This is a genomic window from Sulfurovum aggregans (assembly GCF_055385215.1).
In genome coordinates this window covers 2,156,709-2,177,170 of record NZ_AP042387.1, presented here as the reverse complement: position 1 = coordinate 2,177,170, position 20,462 = coordinate 2,156,709, and the positions used below count along the sequence as shown (strand labels likewise).

At 40.4% G+C, this 20,462-nt stretch carries 24 protein-coding genes; 7 read left to right on the top strand and 17 right to left on the bottom strand.

Annotation, left to right across the window (positions count from 1 at the left end; translation table 11 throughout):
- Nucleotides 1-6: 6 nt before the first annotated feature.
- The 3 genes from ACZ48W_RS11050 to fabI all read right to left on the bottom strand — a co-directional run bounded on the left by ACZ48W_RS11050 (nt 7) and on the right by fabI (nt 3,156).
- Entirely contained in the window at nt 7-1,290 is a 1,284-nt protein-coding gene (locus ACZ48W_RS11050; protein ID WP_464828541.1) for a DUF2130 domain-containing protein, read from the bottom strand.
- Nucleotides 1,291-1,452: 162 nt separating this feature from the next.
- Nucleotides 1,453-2,232: a TrmH family RNA methyltransferase gene (locus ACZ48W_RS11045; RefSeq protein ID WP_464828539.1), complete on the bottom strand. Its 780-nt coding sequence runs from the start codon at nt 2,230-2,232 to the stop codon at nt 1,453-1,455.
- Nucleotides 2,233-2,328: 96 nt separating this feature from the next.
- Entirely contained in the window at nt 2,329-3,156 is an 828-nt protein-coding gene (fabI, locus tag ACZ48W_RS11040; RefSeq protein ID WP_464828537.1) for an enoyl-ACP reductase FabI, read from the bottom strand.
- Between the two features lie 83 nt (nt 3,157-3,239).
- Here fabI and ACZ48W_RS11035 point away from each other — a divergent pair, with 83 nt between their 5' ends.
- The 3 genes from ACZ48W_RS11035 (at nt 3,240) to ACZ48W_RS11025 (ending at nt 4,744) form a co-directional block, all read left to right on the top strand.
- Complete coding sequence (locus tag ACZ48W_RS11035) at nt 3,240-3,731, top strand: asparaginase domain-containing protein (protein ID WP_464828535.1); 492 nt, start codon at nt 3,240-3,242, stop codon at nt 3,729-3,731.
- A 120-nt stretch (nt 3,732-3,851) separates the two neighbouring features.
- Nucleotides 3,852-4,214: a hypothetical protein gene (locus ACZ48W_RS11030; RefSeq protein WP_464828533.1), complete on the top strand. Its 363-nt coding sequence runs from the start codon at nt 3,852-3,854 to the stop codon at nt 4,212-4,214.
- Between the two features lie 80 nt (nt 4,215-4,294).
- Nucleotides 4,295-4,744, top strand: a complete 450-nt coding sequence (locus ACZ48W_RS11025) for a hypothetical protein (RefSeq protein WP_464828531.1) — start codon at nt 4,295-4,297, stop codon at nt 4,742-4,744.
- A gap of 65 nt (nt 4,745-4,809) precedes the next feature.
- Here ACZ48W_RS11025 and queC read toward each other — a convergent pair whose 3' ends face one another.
- Nucleotides 4,810-5,481, bottom strand: a complete 672-nt coding sequence (gene queC, locus ACZ48W_RS11020; RefSeq protein ID WP_464828529.1) for a 7-cyano-7-deazaguanine synthase QueC — start codon at nt 5,479-5,481, stop codon at nt 4,810-4,812.
- Nucleotides 5,482-5,540: 59 nt separating this feature from the next.
- Here queC and ybeY point away from each other — a divergent pair, with 59 nt between their 5' ends.
- Nucleotides 5,541-5,987: an rRNA maturation RNase YbeY gene (gene ybeY, locus ACZ48W_RS11015; protein WP_464830506.1), complete on the top strand. Its 447-nt coding sequence runs from the start codon at nt 5,541-5,543 to the stop codon at nt 5,985-5,987.
- Nucleotides 5,988-6,024: 37 nt separating this feature from the next.
- Nucleotides 6,025-6,957, top strand: a complete 933-nt coding sequence (locus ACZ48W_RS11010; protein WP_464828527.1) for a calcium/sodium antiporter — start codon at nt 6,025-6,027, stop codon at nt 6,955-6,957.
- Nucleotides 6,958-6,962: 5 nt separating this feature from the next.
- On the opposite strand, the gene mrdA is transcribed toward ACZ48W_RS11010, so the two are convergent.
- The 11 genes from mrdA to ACZ48W_RS10955 all read right to left on the bottom strand — a co-directional run bounded on the left by mrdA (nt 6,963) and on the right by ACZ48W_RS10955 (nt 15,250).
- Nucleotides 6,963-8,807, bottom strand: a complete 1,845-nt coding sequence (mrdA, locus tag ACZ48W_RS11005; protein ID WP_464828525.1) for a penicillin-binding protein 2 — start codon at nt 8,805-8,807, stop codon at nt 6,963-6,965.
- Nucleotides 8,804-9,259: a hypothetical protein gene (locus ACZ48W_RS11000; RefSeq protein WP_464828523.1), complete on the bottom strand. Its 456-nt coding sequence runs from the start codon at nt 9,257-9,259 to the stop codon at nt 8,804-8,806. The genes mrdA and ACZ48W_RS11000 overlap by 4 nt, the downstream gene beginning before the upstream one ends.
- Before the next feature lie 16 nt (nt 9,260-9,275).
- A complete protein-coding gene (locus tag ACZ48W_RS10995) occupies nt 9,276-9,740 on the bottom strand; it encodes an N-acetyltransferase (protein WP_464828521.1) in 465 nt (154 codons plus the stop codon).
- Nucleotides 9,737-10,378 carry a ribosome biogenesis GTP-binding protein YihA/YsxC gene (gene yihA / locus ACZ48W_RS10990; protein WP_464828519.1) on the bottom strand — a complete coding sequence of 214 codons (642 nt, stop codon included), beginning with the start codon at nt 10,376-10,378 and terminating at the stop codon, nt 9,737-9,739. The genes ACZ48W_RS10995 and yihA overlap by 4 nt, the downstream gene beginning before the upstream one ends.
- The gene (gene lptA, locus ACZ48W_RS10985) at nt 10,375-10,839 is read right to left on the bottom strand and encodes a lipopolysaccharide transport periplasmic protein LptA (protein ID WP_464828518.1); all 465 of its coding nucleotides are present in this window, start codon (nt 10,837-10,839) and stop codon (nt 10,375-10,377) included. Before lptA ends, yihA begins: the two co-directional genes overlap by 4 nt.
- Nucleotides 10,840-10,883: 44 nt before the next feature.
- Complete coding sequence (locus ACZ48W_RS10980; RefSeq protein WP_464828517.1) at nt 10,884-11,396, bottom strand: hypothetical protein; 513 nt, start codon at nt 11,394-11,396, stop codon at nt 10,884-10,886.
- On the bottom strand, nt 11,387-11,884 hold the full coding sequence (locus tag ACZ48W_RS10975; RefSeq protein WP_464828516.1) for a KdsC family phosphatase: 498 nt from the start codon (nt 11,882-11,884) through the stop codon (nt 11,387-11,389). The genes ACZ48W_RS10980 and ACZ48W_RS10975 overlap by 10 nt, the downstream gene beginning before the upstream one ends.
- Entirely contained in the window at nt 11,881-12,453 is a 573-nt protein-coding gene (hisB, locus tag ACZ48W_RS10970) for an imidazoleglycerol-phosphate dehydratase HisB (RefSeq protein WP_464828515.1), read from the bottom strand. The genes ACZ48W_RS10975 and hisB overlap by 4 nt, the downstream gene beginning before the upstream one ends.
- A gap of 27 nt (nt 12,454-12,480) precedes the next feature.
- Entirely contained in the window at nt 12,481-13,266 is a 786-nt protein-coding gene (locus tag ACZ48W_RS10965) for a septal ring lytic transglycosylase RlpA family protein (protein ID WP_464828513.1), read from the bottom strand.
- 100 nt (nt 13,267-13,366) lie between these two features.
- Nucleotides 13,367-14,467 (bottom strand): lytic transglycosylase domain-containing protein, encoded by a 1,101-nt coding sequence (locus tag ACZ48W_RS10960; protein WP_464828511.1) that lies wholly within the window; start codon nt 14,465-14,467, stop codon nt 13,367-13,369.
- Between the two features lie 12 nt (nt 14,468-14,479).
- Nucleotides 14,480-15,250 carry a TatD family hydrolase gene (locus ACZ48W_RS10955; protein WP_464828509.1) on the bottom strand — a complete coding sequence of 257 codons (771 nt, stop codon included), beginning with the start codon at nt 15,248-15,250 and terminating at the stop codon, nt 14,480-14,482.
- A 124-nt stretch (nt 15,251-15,374) separates the two neighbouring features.
- Between ACZ48W_RS10955 and ACZ48W_RS10950 the strand changes: the two genes are divergently transcribed.
- Entirely contained in the window at nt 15,375-16,007 is a 633-nt protein-coding gene (locus ACZ48W_RS10950; RefSeq protein ID WP_464828507.1) for an Hpt domain-containing protein, read from the top strand.
- 24 nt (nt 16,008-16,031) lie between these two features.
- Here ACZ48W_RS10950 and ACZ48W_RS10945 read toward each other — a convergent pair whose 3' ends face one another.
- A complete protein-coding gene (locus tag ACZ48W_RS10945) occupies nt 16,032-17,561 on the bottom strand; it encodes a DNA repair protein RecN (protein WP_464828505.1) in 1,530 nt (509 codons plus the stop codon).
- Complete coding sequence (locus ACZ48W_RS10940; RefSeq protein WP_464828503.1) at nt 17,558-18,430, bottom strand: NAD(+)/NADH kinase; 873 nt, start codon at nt 18,428-18,430, stop codon at nt 17,558-17,560. Before ACZ48W_RS10940 ends, ACZ48W_RS10945 begins: the two co-directional genes overlap by 4 nt.
- A gap of 228 nt (nt 18,431-18,658) precedes the next feature.
- Between ACZ48W_RS10940 and aspS the strand changes: the two genes are divergently transcribed.
- Nucleotides 18,659-20,413: an aspartate--tRNA ligase gene (gene aspS / locus ACZ48W_RS10935; protein ID WP_464828501.1), complete on the top strand. Its 1,755-nt coding sequence runs from the start codon at nt 18,659-18,661 to the stop codon at nt 20,411-20,413.
- Nucleotides 20,414-20,462 lie beyond the last annotated feature (49 nt).

The window sequence follows — 20,462 nt, the reverse complement described above, 5'->3', positions numbered from 1 at the left end:
TATATACTATTCTTCCTCATCCAACCCATCAGGCAATTCTAATGCCTCAATATGCCCCAACGCTGCAGCCCCAGCGATACCCTGCAACGAACCATACATCTCAGTCGTATTTTGGAGTACACCATCTATAAGCTTCTGTCGGCGTTTCCAGCTTGCCATGAGTGAGCGGCGTTCTTTGTCCAGTTCTGTTTGCATGGTCATGAAGCCATCGACGATGCTTTTAAGCTGAAGTTGAAACTCGTTTCCTGTAAGGTAGTTGTAGAGCAGTGCCATTTTATCGCCTCTGTTCTCCTCACGTTGCACAGTCTTGTGTACACGTATAAGGCTCTCTCTTAGGAGCGATACCGAGCCTTTGAACTCATCAAGACTACAGATCCAAATACCGTCTACAAAGCCCATTCTGTCCATGCCATTAGGGTACACGGAAGTGACCAGCACACCCAAGTCTGCATTGACCTTGAGCATATCCTGCTTGAGCTTGGCTACCCAAGCATCTGACCATGCTTTCGTGTTCTTGCTCTCATAACAGATGACACCACAGTTTTGCAGTTCTCTGGTATGAATAGTATGTATGCAATCTGCACCGAATGCACCTTTTTTCACCTCTTCCACCATGTCAAAAGGAAACTGTGAAGCAAGCCAACTCTCAATAGCAAGTTCCAAGGCTTCCCCCTGCACCTGCATAGACCCCTGCTCTGCTTTTCGTTTGGAATCTTTAAGGCTGCGTTTGAGCTGTTCCATTTGCTCATCTTTCTCTTTGAGTTTAAGCGCATTGGTCTCTTCAATGGTTTTTTGAAGCTTTACTTTCTCTTCTGCTAACCGCTTGCTAAGCTCTATCTCTGCTTCAGCCTTGGCACGTGAAGCGAGCTCCTCTTTCTCCCGTTTGAGTTTTTCTATCTCAACCTTGGCTTTATTGTACTCCTGAAGCTCTTTTGACTTCTCTTCAAGTTCCTTTTGAAGCAGAGCCATAGACTCACTCTGCTCTTCTGTCAACTCTTTTTTTAGCTCATCTAGGAGCTTCACCCGCTCAAGCTTGAGCTGTTCTCTGGTCGCCTTACGCAACTCTTCATCGAACTTCTCTTTCTCCTCTTTGAGTGCATCTTCTTTGGCTTTGAGAGCATCAAGATGTACTTTGTACTCTTTACGCTTGGCTTCTATTTCATCTTGAAGTTTTTTCTGTTCTAGTAAATGTTGCTGTTTGAATTTCTCTTCTATCTGATGGTAGAATATCTCATCGATATCAATCTGCGTACCGCAGTTGGGGCATTTTATACTGTTGGTTGAAGACATAGACACTTCCTAAATTATGATTCATATAATCATATCTAAAAAGTGTCAAAAGAAGTAAAAATATGACAGATTGACATATTTTTATTTCTTGTCTATCTCAAGCAGTCTTGTATATATTAAAATATAAAGTGCAGGTGGGACTAAAGTCTCCACTTCCGAACATTAAAGAAATGCCAGAAGAGAGGCTGTTACTGCGACATTAAGTGACTCAACCCCTCTTTTCATAGGGATGGCTATGCTTTCGTTACAAAGGACTTCTACCTCTTTACTTACACCTTCACTCTCATTACCGAGTACAAAAATGGTTTTATCACTATAGTCTTGTTCTTTGTAACTCTGCGAAGCATGGGAAGAGAGCGTATAGATATCTGCACCCTCTTTTTTAAATGACTCCAGTGTCTTTTTGAGATCGGAAGTTTTAATAATAGGCATTTTAAAAAGTGTCCCGACACTGGCTTTGATGACCAGTGGTGAGATCTGTGCTGCACCTTTGGTCGGGAGTAAGATCGCATCAATATTTCCCGCAGCACAGGAACGGATGATCATCCCTAAGTTCTGAGGATTTGTCACACCATCCAGTGCGATGATACGATAGGCTTTATGACTCGCTTTAAAATGCTCTTCGTCTCCGAAATGCTCCAGTACAATGTCAAGAGCCACCCCTTGATCCTGCTTGGCATTTTTAGAGATACGCGAGAGAGCATTTTTATCGTGGTACGCTACTTCTATACCTCTTTTTTTAGCGATAGCTTTCATCTGCTCAAGCACAGAAGCATCTTTGTTGGACTTGGAGAGATGAAGTTTGTGTATGGTAACAGCCTCATCTTCAAGTGCTTCAAGAACGGCATTTCGTCCGTAGATAGTCAGCACTTTGTCAAAAAAAGCTTTCTTGGCGAGGTATTCAGCAGAATCCTGCTGAGAACGTTGAGACGTTTTAGGCATTTAGCGTTTCCCTTATAAAAGTATCGCAAAGCGATACATACCGACATTCAAAATTCATCATTCAAAATTCAACATTCCAAAACAAGCGTAAAACGCTTATTTTGACTCCCCGTTCCAGGCAATATGCGGTTTACCGTTCTCATCGAACTTAACAGCAGGCATACCCATGATGTTATAACCGGCATCTACATAGTGGACTTCACCGGTTACACCGGAACTCAGGTCTGAAAGGAGGTACATACCGGAGTTTCCTACCTGGTTGATGGTGACATTCTCTTTAAGCGGCGCATGGGCTTTATTCCATTTGAGCATAAAGGCAAAGTCGCCTATACCTGCAGCTGCAAGTGTTTTGATAGGTCCTGCTGAGATGGCATTGACCCTGATACCGTCTTTTCCAAGATCTTCAGCAAGGTATTTGACGGTCATCTCCAGTGCCGCTTTAGCCACACCCATAAGGTTATAGTTAGGGATATATTTTACTCCGCCATAGTAGCTGAGTGTCAATACCGAAGAACTGGTTGAGAGGATAGGCTTCAACTCTCTTACGATCTCGATAAGTGAATAGACAGAAATATCCATCGCTACATCAAATGCCTCTTTGGAGATATTGACAAAACGTCCGCTCAACCCCTCTTTGGGAGCAAAAGCAATAGAGTGTACAATGAAGTCTATCTGACCCATATCTTTTTCCAAAGATTCTTTGAGTGCTTTGATCTCTTCGGGTTTACTCACATCACAAGGATAGAGTCTGGCTCCACAGTCCAGATCTTCTGCGATAGGGGCCAACTTGTGCTCAAATCTTTCATTGAGGAAAGTAATCGCCATCTCGGCACCCTGTTCCTGACATGCTTTCGCAATACCGTATGCGATAGATTTTTTGTTGGCGATGCCTAAAATAACACCTTTTTTGCCTTTCATTATCATTCAACTGCTCCTAAAATAAATTGCAATATTTTATCATCATTGAGGTAAAATGTAGACCAACTATACATAAATCAAGGTTATAAATGCGAAATATACTTATTATTAGCACAGGTGGTACATTTAATAAGATCTATGACCCTGTAAAAGGTGAACTTATCATTGATGAAACATCCAAAGCACTGGAAGAGATAGCTTCCAAATGGCTCTGTGAATTTGAGATCATCAATATGATAGGAAAAGACAGCCTTGATATGAACAATCAGGACAGACTGCTCCTTCTGGCTACCGTCAACCTCTCAAAATATGATGATATCATTGTGATACATGGTACCGATACTATGGAAATAACTGCTAAATATCTGGCTGACGGAGATCTGGATAAACGTATTGTTCTGACAGGTTCCATGGTGCCCTATTCCATAGATCCCGTTGAAGCTGCAGCAAATCTCTCTTCTGCTTTCGGATATTTGCAGGCATTGACCGATGACGGTGTATATATCGCTATGAACGGTATATTCGGTGCCTATCATTACATTACAAAAGACAGGAAAAATGGCAGATTTATCTTCAGGTAATGATAGTTTGATATAATCAAATAGGAAGGATGAAAGTCAGGTTATTTAACAAATATCGGATTAGGAAATCAAGCTCTTTTAACAATATGGCTAAAAGAGAGATACAGAAAAGGAAATGAAATGAGATTAAAAACAATGATGGCAATACTTGCCGGATTGAGTTTTACTGCCTGCAATACGCCTCAAAACTCACTCACACCATCAACTTCCCAACCCCTAAAAAAAACTTATAAAAAACCTACAGCAGCAAAGCTGGCCGCCTATCAGGAGACTATGAGAAAAGTGGCATCCAGCATCAAGGATGATCCGAACTATAACAAAATCACACTTGACACTCCTGAAAAAAAAGCATGGTTTAGAGACTTGACTTACAGACTATGGGATAGACAGATCTCAAAAGATCAATTTATTTCTGAAGGTCTCAAAAAATATCCGACACATAAATATGAATTTCAATTTGTTGTAAATGGTTTTTCTTCATAAATTTTTTTGATTATTACTATGGTAGATTTTATAGACTAAAAGGTGATATAATAAATTATCTTATTCAAAAAGGAGAGAAAATGAGATTGTTAAAATTGAAAATGATGCTTGCATCTTTGATCGCTGTATTTGCATTTAGTGGGTGTACACAATATGAGCAGGCTCTTGTAGCAGATACGATTGTCGGTAATCAGGGCAGTCCGTATTATTATGACGGTTATAACTATGGATATAACAGGAATACTTCCTATCAGAGAGGTGTAAGAGACGGTTGCCGTTCAAAACGAGGTACATGGAGAAAAGACCGTTATGCCTATAGACATAATTATAGCTACAGGAATGGTTGGAATGCCGGTTACAATCAGTGCAGAAGACACTATACCAGAAATTATTATAACAGAGGCTATAATGACGGATGTTGGTCCAAACGTCACCGTGGCATAAGAAAGAATAGAAGTTTATTCCGTAACAACCGTAGTTATAGAAGGGGTTGGAACAGAGGATATAGAAATTGCCGTAGAAGATACTAATAAGTCTCTAAGACTATATCGGAGTAACTCCGATATAGTTTATAACTCTAGGCATTCAGAACGTTTTATAATACCTGTTCATATTTAACAGGGTCTTTCACACCTGCCTGTTCAAAACCACGTAAACGTAACCTGCAACTGTCACATACTCCACATGCTTTCTCTTCAGCCTTATAGCAGCTCCATGTATCTTTTAATGGAACACCCAATTCCAGAGATTTTTGTACAATTTCACTCTTTTTTAATGTTACAAGAGGCATTTTTATCTCCAAATTCGTCTCTTCTTTTGTTCCCATATTGATCGCTTTTTGCATTTGTAGAATGTAACTCTCTCTGCAATCCGGATATCCGGAGCTGTCTTCTTCCACTACACCGATAAAAAGGGCTGCTGCTCCATGTTTTTCAGCAAGGGCTGCTGCAATGGAAAGAAAAATACCGTTTCGAAACGGAACATACGTTACAGGCACCCCTTCTTCAAGTCCGCCTGTAGGTACTTCTATATTTTTATCTGTCAAGGCTGATGCCCCGATCTGCTCAAAAAAGGGCAGGTCTATCTCATAAATTTTACTGGCTTCCAACTCCCCTGCGATCTTTCGAAAACACTCCAACTCTTTATTCTGGGTACGCTGACCATAATTAAAATGCAAGGCAATGATCTCATAACCTTCATGTTGTGCTATTTTTGCACTTAAGGCACTATCCATACCTCCGGAGATGATACAAACTGCTTTTTTCATAATGCTCCCTTTAATTTACTGCCATTTTACCAAGATTTGGGTAAACTTCGAGCATGAAGATTATAGACTTGGAAAATCAAACTGACCTGCCCGTAGATATCGATGCTCTTGAAAAAATAGCACAGAGTCTGACAACCAAAGAGATAGAGCTTGTTATCACTGACAATCAAACGATCCGGGAGCTGAACCAGGAACATAGAGAAAAAGACAAACCCACAGATGTACTCAGTTTTCCTATGGATACTCCTTTTACGGAACAATCCATATTTGGCATGCCTTTGGGATCGATCGTCATCTCTGCAGATTTTGTAAGAGAAAAAGCAGATGAATTCGGACATACAATACAGGATGAACTCTCTTTGCTCTTTATTCACGGAATACTCCACCTTCTGGGCTTTGATCATGAAACAGATGATGGTGAGATGAGAGCCAGAGAAAAAGAGATCATAGAAGCTTTTAATCTTCCTTCCAGTCTTATAGTAAGAACCACCGGATCTTCTGAATAACCCCGGTCATTCAAAAGATACGGATTTAAGGATAGTAATGAATTTTGTCATTTTTGTTATCGCCATGGGCGTTTTGATCTGGGGTGCAGAGTTGCTTATCAATCAAAGTGAGCGTATTGCTTTAAAATTCAAGATACCGGAATTCATCATTGGAGCAACCCTTATAGCACTGGGAACATCTCTGCCTGAAATGGCTGCCAGTGTAGCAGCAAGTTTTAATGGCAAAGCAGATATTGCTATAGCAAACGTCATAGGAAGCAATATTCTGAATATCACCCTGGTACTTGCAACGGTTTTCCTTATTTCAAAAAAGATCAACCCTTCAAGAGATTTTTTTGCAAAAGACAGTACATGGGCCCTGGTCCCGGTACTTGTTTTCATTCTGATGATACTTGACGGTATCATCTCCAGATTTGATGCCGCTCTCCTGCTACTGCTGATGGGAGCCTATTTGATCTTTTTACTTCAGGATGCAAAAAATATTCCGAAAGAGGACCTGGATGATGTGGATGTAAGCTATTTTACATGGCCAAGTACCATTACTGTTCTCTTTGTCGGTTTTATTTTGGTGATCATCGGTGCACACTTCACCATAGAGAGTGCATCTGAAATTGCAAAAAGTTTTGGTATCAGTGAATGGATCATCGGTATTATCATGATCTCCCTGGGTACTTCTCTTCCGGAATTGGTTGTCAGTATCTCTGCAGCAATGAAAGGGAAAGTAGATATGGCTATAGGAAACATTATCGGTTCAAATATGGCAAACACAACCGTGGTCCTTGGTACAGCAGCCCTTACAAACCCCATGCCTATCAATGCACCTGCATACCTTTTTGATATCGCTACAATGATCGTTGCTACATTACTGCTTGTATTTATCACTGCGAATAAACTGTATAATAAATCTGCAGGGATAAGCCTGATCATTATTTTAGGGTTGTTCCTAAATAATACTTTACAAAGTATGTAAGGGTCTTAAACCCCCTTCTTCATCCTTTTTTTCTTTCCGCTCTTCAGACCTTTTTCCGGTTTTTCTTTAAAATATCTGTGCTGAAAAAGCCATTTATATATATCTGCAGCGATCGGTCCTGCCGTGCTTCCTCCATGGCCGCCATGTTCTACAAGAACTGTCACCACATATTTCGGATCTTCATAGGGTGCATAGGTTGTGATCCATGCATGTGAACGATGATAATATGCCAGATCTGCTTCTTTGATACGTTTTTTCGTTGATTGGGGAATGGATGTCACCTGTGAAGTACCTGTTTTCCCTGCTACAACAATAGGAAGATCACTCATAGTTCTATAGGCTGTTCCTCCTCTGATATTACAAACATCATACATCCCTTTACGTATCTCACTTAGATAGTATGAATTAAAATGTATAGGTTTTACGATCTTTTTTGTTATATTGCTATCGACACTTCTGGCAATGCGGGGGGTGACCAGCTTGGAAGTAGCAACTAAAGCTGTATACCGTGCAACCTGTAAAGGTGTCACAAGGTCATAGCCCTGTCCGATCGCTGCGATCACCGTTTCTCCCCTGTACCATGGCTGTTTATACCGTTTCATCTTCCATGCTTTATCGGGGATGACACCATTATATTCACGCGGAAGATCAACACCTGTTTTTACTCCCAGACCAAAAGAACGAAGATTCCTGGCCATCGCATCAATTCCCACTTTTAGACTTTTATTGTAAAAATAGACATCACAGCTTTCTCTTATGGCTTTACGCAGACCGACTGTACCATGTCCCCATCTTGACCAACATCTGAACTTATGCTTGCTCTTACCCAGAGTAATATACCCGTTACAGAACTCATTGGTATCCAGAATACCCTTCAAAGATTTGGAAAAGGCCAAAGCCATACCCATTTTAATGGTCGAACCCGGAGGGTACGTACCATGTATGAATTTATTGGTGAACGGTTTAGCCAGATCATCCTGCAGAACCTTCCAGTCTTTACTGCTGATACCCCCTACAAAAAGATTCGGATCATAGGACGGATAACTTACAGCAGAAAGTATCTCTCCGTTTGTACGCATTACAACGGCTACCCCTACCTCTTTTGACTCTTTAAAACGTTCATAGATCATTTTTTGCAAATTGATATCAACATTAAGTTGAATATTCCTATTGTCTTTAGGCAGCTCTTTTTCAAGTATTTTTATGGCTTTATTGGTTGCTGTGACCTTGTTTACGACATGCCCGAGTTCTCCCTCCAGAACCTTGTTGTAGTATCTCTCCAGACCACTTTTCCCTACTTTGCCTACTTCATTGACCACAGGGTCTTTTTTGTTTTCTTTCTTATTTGATCTGCCTGTATATCCCACAATATGGGCAGCATATTTTCCATAAGGATAATAGCGTTTCGTCTCTGCATCTATCTTTATCTCTTTATATAAACTGAGTTTCGGATAGGCCCCCATCATCTTGGGATAATGAATAAAATCCACTACTTTGATATATTTATGGTTATAGGGTGAATTGTATTTTTTATACACTTTCATCATAACTGTTTTATTCAGATCGGGAAATGTATCTACCAGAAGATCCACGACACCATTCAAACGTTTGTCTTTCTGTTTAAGATGCGGCATGATGGAAATAGAGAAGCCTATCTGATTCATAGCAAGCAGATTACCGTTAATATCAGTGATCTCCCCCCTGACCGGTTTAATATACTGTTTTCTTTCTATATTGTCTTTTGCCAGGCCTTCATAGTAGAAATTGGATTTTATACTCACATGGTAAAGTCTGGCTATCATTACACCCCAGAAAAGCAGGAATATTACTATAACGATCTTATATCTCATAATATCACCACAACCAGCAGATCTACGATCAGTGAATAGAGCAAAATATTGTCCAGTACAATACTGTTACTCTGAAAAATAAAATCATATGCCAGCAAATTCCCCAGATAGACTGCATCTATGAGCAATACACTCAACAACGGTCCGCATATCCTGCATTTACTGAAATAGATCAGAGAATGATAAAAAAGAACATATACAAGCAGTGCTGAAATAAAGATCAGAAAAAAAGGAAGAGAAAGGTTTATCTCAAGATTGATGAAATAAATAACTGCTGTAAAGATATAAACTGTTTTTCCCTGTTCAATGCCTTGTATCAGAATATATCCCATGACACCGATAAAAAGGGGAAGAAAGACATAAATGGAGATCAGCATCGGATAGAATAGTATAAAAAGAAAAACTGAGAGCCAAATGAAAGAAAGTGTTAAGGATTTATGAAACTTACCCATGAATGATATAAGTCCCCTAAGACAATTTATAGACTAATGCTATTTCATTACATACTGGAAAGTGGATACACTTGATGCAGTCAGCCCAGATCTTATGTTCAGGTATCACCTCTTTATTGATCTCTTTAAAACCGAGTTTTTTAAAAAAATCAGGTAAGTATGTCAATACAAGCACATCTTCTTCTACCCTCAATGCTTTTGCTTCTGCAAGTGTGAACTCAACCATTCTCTGTCCGATCTTTTGTCCACGATATTTTTCATCCACAATAAGACTCCTTATCTCTGCAAGTCTTTTGGAATGTACATGAAGTGCAGTATATCCTACTAATTTCTCTCCCTCTTTGGCAAGAACATAGGAACGTATATTTGTTGCAACTTCGTCTTCACTTCGGTTCAGTATGATACCTTCTTTTACCTCTGAAGAGACAAGAGCCTGCATTGCAGGTATATCACTCAGTTTGGCTTTTACAAGAGAGATCAATGTGTATTCTCCTTGACTGGGATCTCTTCTTTATCATCTACGCCGAAGATAGTCTGGAGTATTTCATGGTGCACTCTGTCATGCCCGTTCTTTTTAAGATTTGAAACGGTGATCGAACCCGGAAATTCCCGTTTGAGTTTTGCACGCTCTTTTTGATTCAGTTTGTCTATTTTGGTAAAAACCGTTAAATAACGTTGATCCGGACGAATGAACTCTGCAATATAGTCTGCTACATCATCATCAATTTTGGCATGGGGATGACGTGCATCACGAAGATGGATAAAAAGGCGGATAGACACACGATGCTGTATGAACTCTACCAGATTTTTCTGCCATACTTCCTTCAATGACTTGGAGACCTTTGCATATCCGAACCCCGGAAGATCCACAAAACGGACAGGATAACTTTCTTCATTATATACATACCGTGTTTCAAAAAAATTGATAAGCTGCGTTTTACCCGGAGTTGCTGAACTCTTAGCCAGGTTTTTTCTTTGCGTAAGTGAATTAAGCGTAGAACTTTTACCGACATTGGAACGGCCCAGGAAAACCACTTCACTCATATCTTCGGGCAGTGAATCTGCAATGCTTTGTGCTGATTTTATAAATGTAGCTTCTACAACGCGGGGTGTACTCATTTTGACTTCTCCATATCGAAGATGAACTTCACAGGTTTTTTCTTGTTCCCTTTGACTTCGGCATTACCGGTTACCATATCCAGCGTAATAGTATCTCCTTTTACATGACGCTTGTTCACCAGGTCATCGATCACTGCTTTTCCTATTAGGATATATTGTGATTTTTGGGGATAATAGATCACTTTGTCTGCTTCTCCCTTGTAAAAATTCTTTTCTTTCTTGACTTCAAAGGTAACACTGCCTATGGCTTCATACATTTTAGTTTCATTGTTTTCATCAAAATAGACAATGACTTTATCTCCATGCAGCCAGTTCTTCAACTGTTTGACCTTTACATTCCCGATAAAGTGTACCTGCTTTTGCAAATTCTGTGCTTTCATGGAATCTGAAGTGATCTCTACTTTTTCAGCAAAAAGAACTATGGAGACAGAAATAAACAGTATCATTTTTAGAAATTTCAATATAAACCTTTTTCTTTTATCATCAATATGATTATATCATCATATTACTTTTCAGTCGTATAAACAACTGCTTCGATCCTCTCTCCGTAAGCTTCTTTTAGCTGTGTATCATAGCGTAAAGTATTGCCGTGAATAATGTTTTTGTCCATTCTCCCTGTAAACACTGAAGTAATATCAAGGATTTTTGTTTTCTTATCATACACAGCATGCTCTGCACTGTAATCAAAACCTTCTTTCTGATTCAGTGTGATATTGCCGTCTAAATAGATCTTGTCACCTTTATAGGTGCCCTGTGCTGCACTGAGCAGTTCTATTCTGTTCGTATGATACATAAGATCATACAGGGTCAGGACACCCTGATCCCTGATTCCGTATGTACTGAAAACCCTTCCCTGCATCGCTCTTGTATCTACTTCTGTAAATGTAGTATCTGTGAATTCAAGTTCTTTTGTAAAGCGTTTTTCATCAGAAGTACTATCGACGAACTTTACCATGAATGCCACTGTCAATATTGCTATGATCACTATAGTGATCACTGTTTCTAATTTTAATCCCATAGCTCCAGATACTTTTCTTCAAGCCCTTCTTTGATGATGAGATGCTCTATCATCTCTCTTACTGCTCCATCTCCGCCTCTTTTAGAAAGAACCACTGTCGCTATCTTATCCACATAGGCACTTGCATCCCTTGGGACAAATGAGATCTTGGCTGCTTTCAGCATTTGCATATCATTCAGATCATCACCTATAGCTGCGACATTCTCCATCGTCAGTTCAAGTTTACGCAAAAGATCTTCCAGCACTTCTCTTTTATTGTCTATTCCCTGATAAAAATGTTCTATACGCAGCTCTTTCGCACGGCGTGCTACGATACTTGAACTTCTGCCTGTGATAATGGCCACCTGTTTGCCAAGCTTTCTCCAGCTTGCGATCGCCAGTCCGTCTTTGACATTGAAAGACTTGATCTCATCTCCATCCTCACTGTAAGTGATCCGGCTATCCGTCATCGTACCATCAACATCCAGTACGATCAGTTCTATACTCATAGTACACCCTTTGTACTCGGTATTCCGGCATTTTCATTGATGACAACCGCTCTGCGTAATGATACTGCCAGTGCTTTAAAAGCAGCTTCTATGATATGATGTTTATTCTTTCCGCGGTTATAGATAAGATGGAGTGTCAACGGCAGATTGAATGCAAATGCTCTGAAGAACTCTTCTACAAGTTCAACATCGAAATCTCCTACTTTCCCTCCTATAGGAAGCTCATAGACAAGAAAACCACGGTTGGACAGATCGATATCACAACTGATACTCGCTTCATCCATGACAACGGTTGCATTTCCGAAACGCTCTATACTTTTCACCGGATAGATCGCTTTACGAAGTGCCTGTCCGATCACGATACCCACATCTTCCACCGTATGATGGTCATCAATATGGGTATCTCCGGTACAATGTACTTCCAGGTCGATATGGGCATGCTTGGTAAAGGCTTCCAGCATATGGTCAAAGAAACCTACTCCGGTATGTATCTTTGCCTCTCCTTTTCCATAAAGGTTGAGTTTGACTGAAATTTGTGTCTCTTTTGTCTCTCTTGTTACTTCTATCATCTTTCTTCCTATTGTTTTTTCTATTGTTTAGTTTCTCACTATGAACGCGCCTTCAAGATCATGACTGTTCTTGAAGTCCCTTGCTTCCTGTTCAGAACCGAATCCCATAAGCCATACTCTGTAGAGCGGTGCACCGTCCACATCTGAAAAACGCTTGATAACAGGTTTATAGTGACCGTACACTCCTGTATATCTGCGTTTATATATTTGTGCTCCTTCATAGCGTCTAAAGGCACCCACCTGTACACCAAAGTTGGAAAGGTGAACACGTGTTTGGATATTCAATTTTTTATTTCTGGCAATAGTGGCAGCTGATTGTACTTTTCCTGCAAAACCGACGACCTCTATGGAAACTTTGGCAATACCCATTCTGTCAAGGCCTATCTCTTTGCCTGCTTTATAACTGCAGTCTATGATACGGCCTCTTACAAAAGGCCCTCTGTCATTGATACGTACAATGGTGCTTTTGCCGTTTTGGAGGTTTTTTACCTTTACCATCGTATCCATAGGCCATGTTTTATGTGCAGCCGTCCGGGCATACATATTGTACACTTCTCCATTACTGGTGTATTTCCCATGAAAATCAGGACCATACCAGCTTGAAATACCCTTCATCACCTGTCCGACTTCCACAAAGGTCGGATGATAACGTTTCCCCAGTACTTTATAGGAGCGCATGGTAGCTCTGTGTCGTGCTGCACTCGTATATTTGGTGGGTTTGATAACACCTTCACTCTTTTGGGAACATCCTGTCACAAAAAGTACTGAAAATAAAACAAAAACAAATAAAAAGAGAGTGATAAGCCTTTTCATAGAACCCCTATTCTTATATTGCTAAGATTATCACTTTATTTGACTTTATTTTTGCTTGCAGATCACTGCTTCCTGTACTTTTAAAATATCAAATATTCCATCAGTGTGATAATAATGTTTTTTCAAACAATGCTTGGCTCACGGGAATCAGAAGGAACATATCAAGCAGAAGAAAATCATCATTGAGTTGGTTTGCAGCTTTGATCTCTTCTGTACTGCTGTTGTACTCTCTGGCAATACTTTCAAGGGTTTCTCCCAAACTTACATAGTGTGAAATCAAATGGGGTTTTACAGGCTTTTTTTCTTCCGGAAGTTCATACCGCAGATAAAAAAGGATCATTTTCTCTACAGGTATCGTAATCCTATAGGTCCGTTTTTCTTTGGGAATGACACCCTTTTTAAACTGCTTATTCAGACGTAAGAGACGCGGTATTTTCATTTCTATCATTTGTGCAATTGTTTTCATATCCGTACCACCCAGTACTTCTACCTGAATGAGCCCTTTTTCCGAAGTCTCCTGTACCGATGCAAAATCCAGCATACTCTTTTCCCCTATCATGGCCGCAAGCAGTATTTTCTTGATATATTCTCTTGTTTCCAGAGGCAGATATTTCTCTTTTTCATCCAAAAGTACGGAAAGTTCATCGCTTCCCGCTTTTTCAATGGCTTTTGCCAGACGACCTTCTCCACAGTTGTATGCCATCGCTGCAAGATACCATTTTCCGAATTGTCGGTGAAGTTTCTGTAAGTAGGCTATCGCGGCATTTGTTGAACTGACAGGATCAAAGCGTTCATCAAAACTGTTACATACGGAAAGATCATAATGCTTTGCTGTTGCAGGCATGAACTGCCATAAACCTGCCGCTTTTTTGGATGAGACAACGACAGAGGAAAAACCTGATTCCACCATGGAAAGATAGACAAAAAGGTCTGACAGTCCATCCTCCATCAGAGATCCTCTCATCATAGGTAAAAGTTCTTCACCTCTGTGAAGAGAACGCCTGCAAAATGCTTTGATCCTCGTTTCATTGTATAATACAAACTGTTCAAAATCATCATTATGGATATATGTTTCATTCACACCGAATTCTGAAAAGACATAGGTATAATCAGGATATTTATCTGCAAGGGAAAGTGAAAAAGAGTATATCGGTATCAGCAGCAGGATATATATCATGATCTGTCCGGGATTCTTCTTCATACTGTTATACTTTTATATACCGAAAAGTCTCATGCAATTCTGTGTTGTCAATGATTCTATTTCAGATCTTGAAATACCGCTTAATTCCGACATTTTATCTGCAATGAATGTCGTAAATGAGGGTTCATTACGCTCACCGCGATGAGGATGTGGTGTAAGATAGGGGGCATCCGTCTCTATAAGAAGTCTGTTCTGAGGGATCTTTGGATACACATTGATCAATTTCCTTGCATTTTTAAATGTCAGAACCCCGCCGATCCCATAATAGAAATTACGCTCTGCCAGCTTCAGGAGTGATTCATCTGCATTATAGCAATGCAGAACACCTCCTTCTTCTCCTGCATATTTCTCCAATAGTTCCAAACAGTCCGCACTCGATTCCCTTATATGTACAATAAGCGGTTTTTTCAATACTTTTGCCAAGAGGATCTGATCTGTAAAAACTTCTTTTTGCCGTTTTTTCTCAGCATCTATCTCTTCCTGACTCTCCGGCAGCCTGAAATAATCCAGTCCGCACTCTCCTACAGCAATACATTTGGGATGATCTGCAAACTGTTCCAAATAGGCTCTGTCATAGTTTTCTGCATCATAAGGATGTACACCTACAGCAAAATAGACTGAGGTATATTCTTCTGCTATTTTTACTGCCTTTTCCAGACTTTCAGGGTCTGCTCCGGGAATAATGAATTTCTTTACTCCTTTTTCCTCGGCATGCTTCAAAACCTTTTCAAGATCATTATTATAACGTTCATCATCCAAGTGACAATGTGTATCTACTATCATTTATGTCCTACTTCTTTTTATTTTAATTATAACAAAATATACCATTTTTAACGTCATTATGAACCTTTCTCTAATATTAAATAAGATATAGTTTATGTATGATATGAACTGCTGGAGCATACTTATGATCGCATATACCGTTATTGCTGTCTTTGTTTTAATACTTCTTCTCTTTATATATATTGAATATAAAAATGAAAAAAAATACCAGGAAGAAAGACGTAAAAAGTATCAGGATGTCAAAAAACCTGCTAAAAAACCTAAAACAGAACCTCTGAAAAAACCTTCAGGAACAGCTGAAAACATACCTGTACGAAAAAACTTGGACAGAAAGAAATCCGAAGAGAAAAAACCGGAACCTGTATCCAAGCCGGAGCCCAAACCGTCTCCTGCTCCAGAGATCAAGATAAAGATCGATCTCCCTGAGGGGAACTACCCTGAATTCGATCATTCACGTCTGCTTAAAATGGGTCTTTCGGAAGAAGAAGCAAAGGAGTTCGTGAGCGAACTCATACCACAGATAGAAACACAGATACCCCTGATAAAAAAAGCCATGGATAGTGCTGATTTTCACACTATGGAACGCTTGACCCACAGTATCAAAGGCTCATCAATGACGATCGGGACAGGTGGTATTTCAGACCTCCTCGTCGACTATAACACTTATTTGAAAAGTGGTAAGGAACCGGCTATAGCAGAAGCCTATTTTAAACATCTGCAACATTACTGCAGCCTGTTGAAAAAACAATATTCCTAATGATCCAATATCGATCAGAAATACTCAGGTCCTGAGTTTTTTTGCAAATTCCATAGCCTGTACGGTCGGATTCTCACCACCGATGATACGGGCAATCTCTCCTATCCTGCCTTCATCAGTGAGTATTTCAGCCCTGCTTATTGTTCCTTCTTTTGTGACTACAATATGCTGATCCGCCTGTGCTGAAAGATGCGGCTGATGGGAAATAGCAAATATCTGATATACACTGGAAATCTTTGCGATCATCTTCGCTATGGCAATAGACTCATCCCCGCTGACATTGGCATCTATTTCATCAAGTATCAGAATGCCCTGGTTTGTACTCTTCTCATCTATCGTTGCCGCCATAAGTGCCAGACGCACACGGTTGAATTCTCCACCGCTGAGTGTAGCTGTTTTAGTGTTGCCAAGCATTACCTCTACACTGTCTATGCCCAATGCACCCAATACTGTTGTCTCAAACCTGAATGTTAATGCAGGAAGTTTCAGTGTCTCAAGATAGCCTTTTAATACTTTTTCCAGATTCCTTGCCTCTTTTTGTCTTAAAGCAGAAAGTTGGGAAGCAATAATACCCAGTTCACTGAATTCCAAAGCCAAAAATGCTTCCAGCATACTTTTATCCTGCTCTATGTTCCTGTATCCTTTAAGCTCTTCTTCTTTTGCTTCTTTATACTCCAAAGCTGCTTCTATGGAACCATAACGGTTTTTAAGCGTGGTCAGATCACTCAGTCTGTCCAGGACATCTTCTACATTGACCTCTTCCAGTTCATCTGCCAGGGTTTCTGTCTCTTCAAAGTCTGCACGAAGCTGATTCATCATTTCTGAAAAAGCGGAGACATCCTTGTCAAGAAGACGATATACTTCTTCTACACTCCTTTCATAGGAAAATATCTCTGAAGCAGCGGCCAAAGCATCTTTGATCTTGTCAATACGGGAAAGCTGCTGTTTGATCTTAAGCAACTCTTCCTCTTCGGCTATCCGGGGATCGATACTCTTGATCTTCTCGATCTCATAGGTAGTAAATTCTATCAATTCTGCAAGTTTTGCTTCATCCTCTTTTATTTTGGCAAGTTCATTGGCCTTTGCCTTATAGTTTGCATAGCGTTTTCTATACTCTTTAAGAGACTTTTTGAAAGTTTTGTCTTTAAGGCTGAGTTGCCTGTCCAGCATTTCCAGAAGCGTTTCCGAGTCAAAATCTCCTTTATCCCGGACTGAGAGGTATTTGACATAAGGATCGAACATTTCCTTTAACATTTTTTTTGAAATATTCTGTCCATCTATAAAATAGCGGAGCTTCTCTTTTTTCAGTGTTTTTATGGTCAGTTCATCTTCCAGCTCATATGCTTCACTCTGCAGTCTCAACGGTTTGGCAAGATTGACTTCACAGAGGGTTGCAGCTCCTTGTGAAACATGACCGAAACTCGAAAGTATGGCAGACATCAGAACAGACTTTCCTGCACCACTTGGACCGGTAAAGACCACCAAACCTTTATCAAATCCCAATTCCACTTCTTTAAAAGTGACCAGGTCACGCAGATATAATCTTTCTATCAATTCTCATCACCCCATGATAACTTTTCACGCAGCACACCGAAATAACTCTGTTGTTCTCTGTGAAGAAGTTTGGCACCTATTTTTGCTCCTTCTATCACAAGTACATCCCCTATTTGCATCTGATAATCATCCTGTCCGTCTATCATCGCTATAACCCTGTTGTCCGGGGAGGTAAGTTCAATGGTCATATCTGCCGGAACCACCAGGGGTCTTTGTCTCAGTGAATGCGGACAGATCGGTGTCATGGTAAATGCTTCGGTCAGAGGATATATCACCGGTCCTCCTGCAGCCAGATTGTAAGCGGTAGAACCGGTGGGTGTCGAAATGATCAGTCCGTCTCCTCTATAGGTATTGAACCATTCACCGTCAATATAAGCATCTATCTTGACCATTTTTGAAATGATCGGTCTGGTGATCACCACATCATTAAAAGCAAAGAACGGCCGTTTATTCCCCTCTTTTGTCCTGATATACCCTTCTATCATCATCCTGTCGTCTATGCGATACTCACCCGATAGCAGCAATTCTAAAAAATTATCTACTTCATTAATGGTGATATCAGCCAAAAAGCCAAGATTGCCGGCATTAATCCCTACAACAGGTTTATGATAGCTGTAACTGCGGCGTACAAGAGAAAGCAAAGTACCGTCCCCTCCCAAAGAGACCAGAAAATCCGCTTCTCCGCACATCTCTCCAAAGGCTGTACCTTCTTCCCCTATCATCGCCGCAGAGTGTTCTGCCAAAAGTACGGAAATACCTTTCATCTCGAATTTCACCCTGATCTGTTCATAAAGAGACTTTATCTCCGGATCATTCGGTTTAAGCACGAACCCTGCTGTTCTGATCTGATCTAACTTTTGATTACCCATTGTTTCCCTATATGTTTTAAGAAATATAATTGTTAGAGTATCATAATATTGCTTTGTGGTTTGGAAATATGACACATTGACATACTTTTGCCAAAATCAAAAAAGAAGGATCCGCTTTTCAGGTCTGAATTTAATCCTAAACATTTTTTAGCTATAATCGCGTCTAAAATAATAATGAACCCTGCCAAGCAATACTGCTTTCCGGAGGGTTCAATACGAGGATTGCACGTGAGAACACATTATTGTGCTGAAGTGAACGAAGAACATATCGGTCAGACCATTACCATTAGTGGTTGGGTAGCTAGCCGTAGAGATCATGGCGGGGTGATATTCATTGACCTTAGAGACAAAGATCAGGTACTCCAACTTGTATGTGACCCGGCAGACAATGCTGAAGCACACAAACAGGCTGAAGAGGTAAGAGATCAGTTCGTACTTATCGCTACGGGTAAGGTAAGAGCCAGAGGTGAAGGTCTCGAGAACCCTAACCTTAAGACAGGTAAAGTGGAGATCGTAGTTGATGAGCTCATCATTGAAAACCGTTCACTGCCTATGCCTTTTGACATCGGTGACGAAAAAGTAAATGAAGAGATCAGACTCAAATACAGATACCTCGAACTTAGAAGTCAAAAATCATATGATATCTTCAAACTTCGTTCTAAAGCGACTATTGCAGCAAGAAACTCCCTTGATGCGCTTGATTTCCTTGAAGTAGAAACACCTATCTTAACTAAGTCTACACCAGAGGGTGCAAGAGATTACCTGGTACCAAGTCGTGTACATGGTGGTGAGTTCTATGCGCTTCCACAATCCCCGCAGCTTTTCAAACAGCTTTTGATGGTCAGTGGATTTGACAGATATTTCCAGATCGCAAAATGTTTCCGTGATGAGGACTTAAGGGCTGACAGACAGCCGGAGTTCACACAAATAGACGTCGAGATGAGTTTCTGTACTCAAGAAGATGTCATCAAAGTAGCAGAAAAACTCATTAATGACATCTTTACACAATGTGGTTTTAGCATCCCAAGTACTTTTAAGCGTATGACACACAATGACGCTATGGAAAAATACGGTTCAGACAAACCGGATATGCGTTACGATATGGCAATGGTAGATGTCATCGACATCTTTGAAAGATGTGACAATGAAATATTCTCAAGCATTGCAAAAACACCTAAGAAGAACCGTATCAAAGCACTTAAAGTACCGAACGGAGACAATATTTTCTCAAAACGCCAGATGAAAGGCTTTGAAGACTATGTACGTAAATTCGGTGCACAGGGCCTTGGATACTTCCAAATGAAAGAGGACGGACTTAAAGGACCGTTGACCAAATTTTTCACAGAAGATGATATACAGGCGATCATTGACAGATGCGGACTTGAAGTCGGTGACGTTGTATTCTTCGGTGCAGGGGAAAAGAAAACCGTACTTGACTATATGGGCCGTTTCCGTATCTATCTTGCAGAGATCATGGAGATCATTCCTGAAAATGTATTTGAATTCCTCTGGGTCGTTGATTTCCCTATGTTCGAAGTGGAAGACGGAAGGGTTAAAGCACTGCACCATCCGTTCACACAGCCTAAAACACTGGATTATGAAGATATTGAAGATATCGAGTCCATCGCGTATGATATCGTACTTAACGGTACAGAACTCGGCGGCGGGTCTATCCGTATCCATAAAGAAGAGATACAGGCCGAGATCTTCAAGCTTCTTGGTATCTCTGAAGAGGAAGCACAGGAGAAGTTTGGATTCCTGCTTGATGCATTGAAATTCGGAGCACCGCCACACGGCGGGTTTGCTATGGGTCTTGACAGAATGATCATGCTTATGACAGGAGCTGACAGCATCCGTGATGTCATTGCCTTCCCTAAAACACAAAGAGCACAGTGTCTTCTTACCCAGGCACCAAGCCCGGTAGACAATGAACAGCTTAAAGACTTAAGCCTCAGGATCAGACAGCAGGCACCGTCTGTATAACTCTAGGGTGCGTTTGTTAACGCACCTTTTATCAAATAAAAAAAATTGG

Coding starts and splice junctions, on each gene's coding strand:
- ACZ48W_RS10975 (WP_464828516.1), bottom strand. CDS start 11,884: ATGAGTATAGAACTGATCGTACTGGATGTTGATGGTACGATGACGGAT.
- fabI (WP_464828537.1), bottom strand. CDS start 3,156: ATGATAATGAAAGGCAAAAAAGGTGTTATTTTAGGCATCGCCAACAAA.
- ACZ48W_RS10940 (WP_464828503.1), bottom strand. CDS start 18,430: ATGGGTAATCAAAAGTTAGATCAGATCAGAACAGCAGGGTTCGTGCTT.
- ACZ48W_RS10950 (WP_464828507.1), top strand. CDS start 15,375: ATGATCGCATATACCGTTATTGCTGTCTTTGTTTTAATACTTCTTCTC.
- queC (WP_464828529.1), bottom strand. CDS start 5,481: ATGAAAAAAGCAGTTTGTATCATCTCCGGAGGTATGGATAGTGCCTTA.
- ACZ48W_RS11050 (WP_464828541.1), bottom strand. CDS start 1,290: ATGTCTTCAACCAACAGTATAAAATGCCCCAACTGCGGTACGCAGATT.
- ACZ48W_RS10960 (WP_464828511.1), bottom strand. CDS start 14,467: ATGAAGAAGAATCCCGGACAGATCATGATATATATCCTGCTGCTGATA.
- ACZ48W_RS11030 (WP_464828533.1), top strand. CDS start 3,852: ATGAGATTAAAAACAATGATGGCAATACTTGCCGGATTGAGTTTTACT.
- ACZ48W_RS11000 (WP_464828523.1), bottom strand. CDS start 9,259: ATGGGTAAGTTTCATAAATCCTTAACACTTTCTTTCATTTGGCTCTCA.
- mrdA (WP_464828525.1), bottom strand. CDS start 8,807: ATGAGATATAAGATCGTTATAGTAATATTCCTGCTTTTCTGGGGTGTA.
- ACZ48W_RS11035 (WP_464828535.1), top strand. CDS start 3,240: ATGCGAAATATACTTATTATTAGCACAGGTGGTACATTTAATAAGATC.
- yihA (WP_464828519.1), bottom strand. CDS start 10,378: ATGAGTACACCCCGCGTTGTAGAAGCTACATTTATAAAATCAGCACAA.
- ACZ48W_RS10965 (WP_464828513.1), bottom strand. CDS start 13,266: ATGAAAAGGCTTATCACTCTCTTTTTATTTGTTTTTGTTTTATTTTCA.
- ACZ48W_RS11025 (WP_464828531.1), top strand. CDS start 4,295: ATGAGATTGTTAAAATTGAAAATGATGCTTGCATCTTTGATCGCTGTA.
- ACZ48W_RS10980 (WP_464828517.1), bottom strand. CDS start 11,396: ATGGGATTAAAATTAGAAACAGTGATCACTATAGTGATCATAGCAATA.
- hisB (WP_464828515.1), bottom strand. CDS start 12,453: ATGATAGAAGTAACAAGAGAGACAAAAGAGACACAAATTTCAGTCAAA.
- ACZ48W_RS11045 (WP_464828539.1), bottom strand. CDS start 2,232: ATGCCTAAAACGTCTCAACGTTCTCAGCAGGATTCTGCTGAATACCTC.
- ACZ48W_RS10955 (WP_464828509.1), bottom strand. CDS start 15,250: ATGATAGTAGATACACATTGTCACTTGGATGATGAACGTTATAATAAT.
- ACZ48W_RS11010 (WP_464828527.1), top strand. CDS start 6,025: ATGAATTTTGTCATTTTTGTTATCGCCATGGGCGTTTTGATCTGGGGT.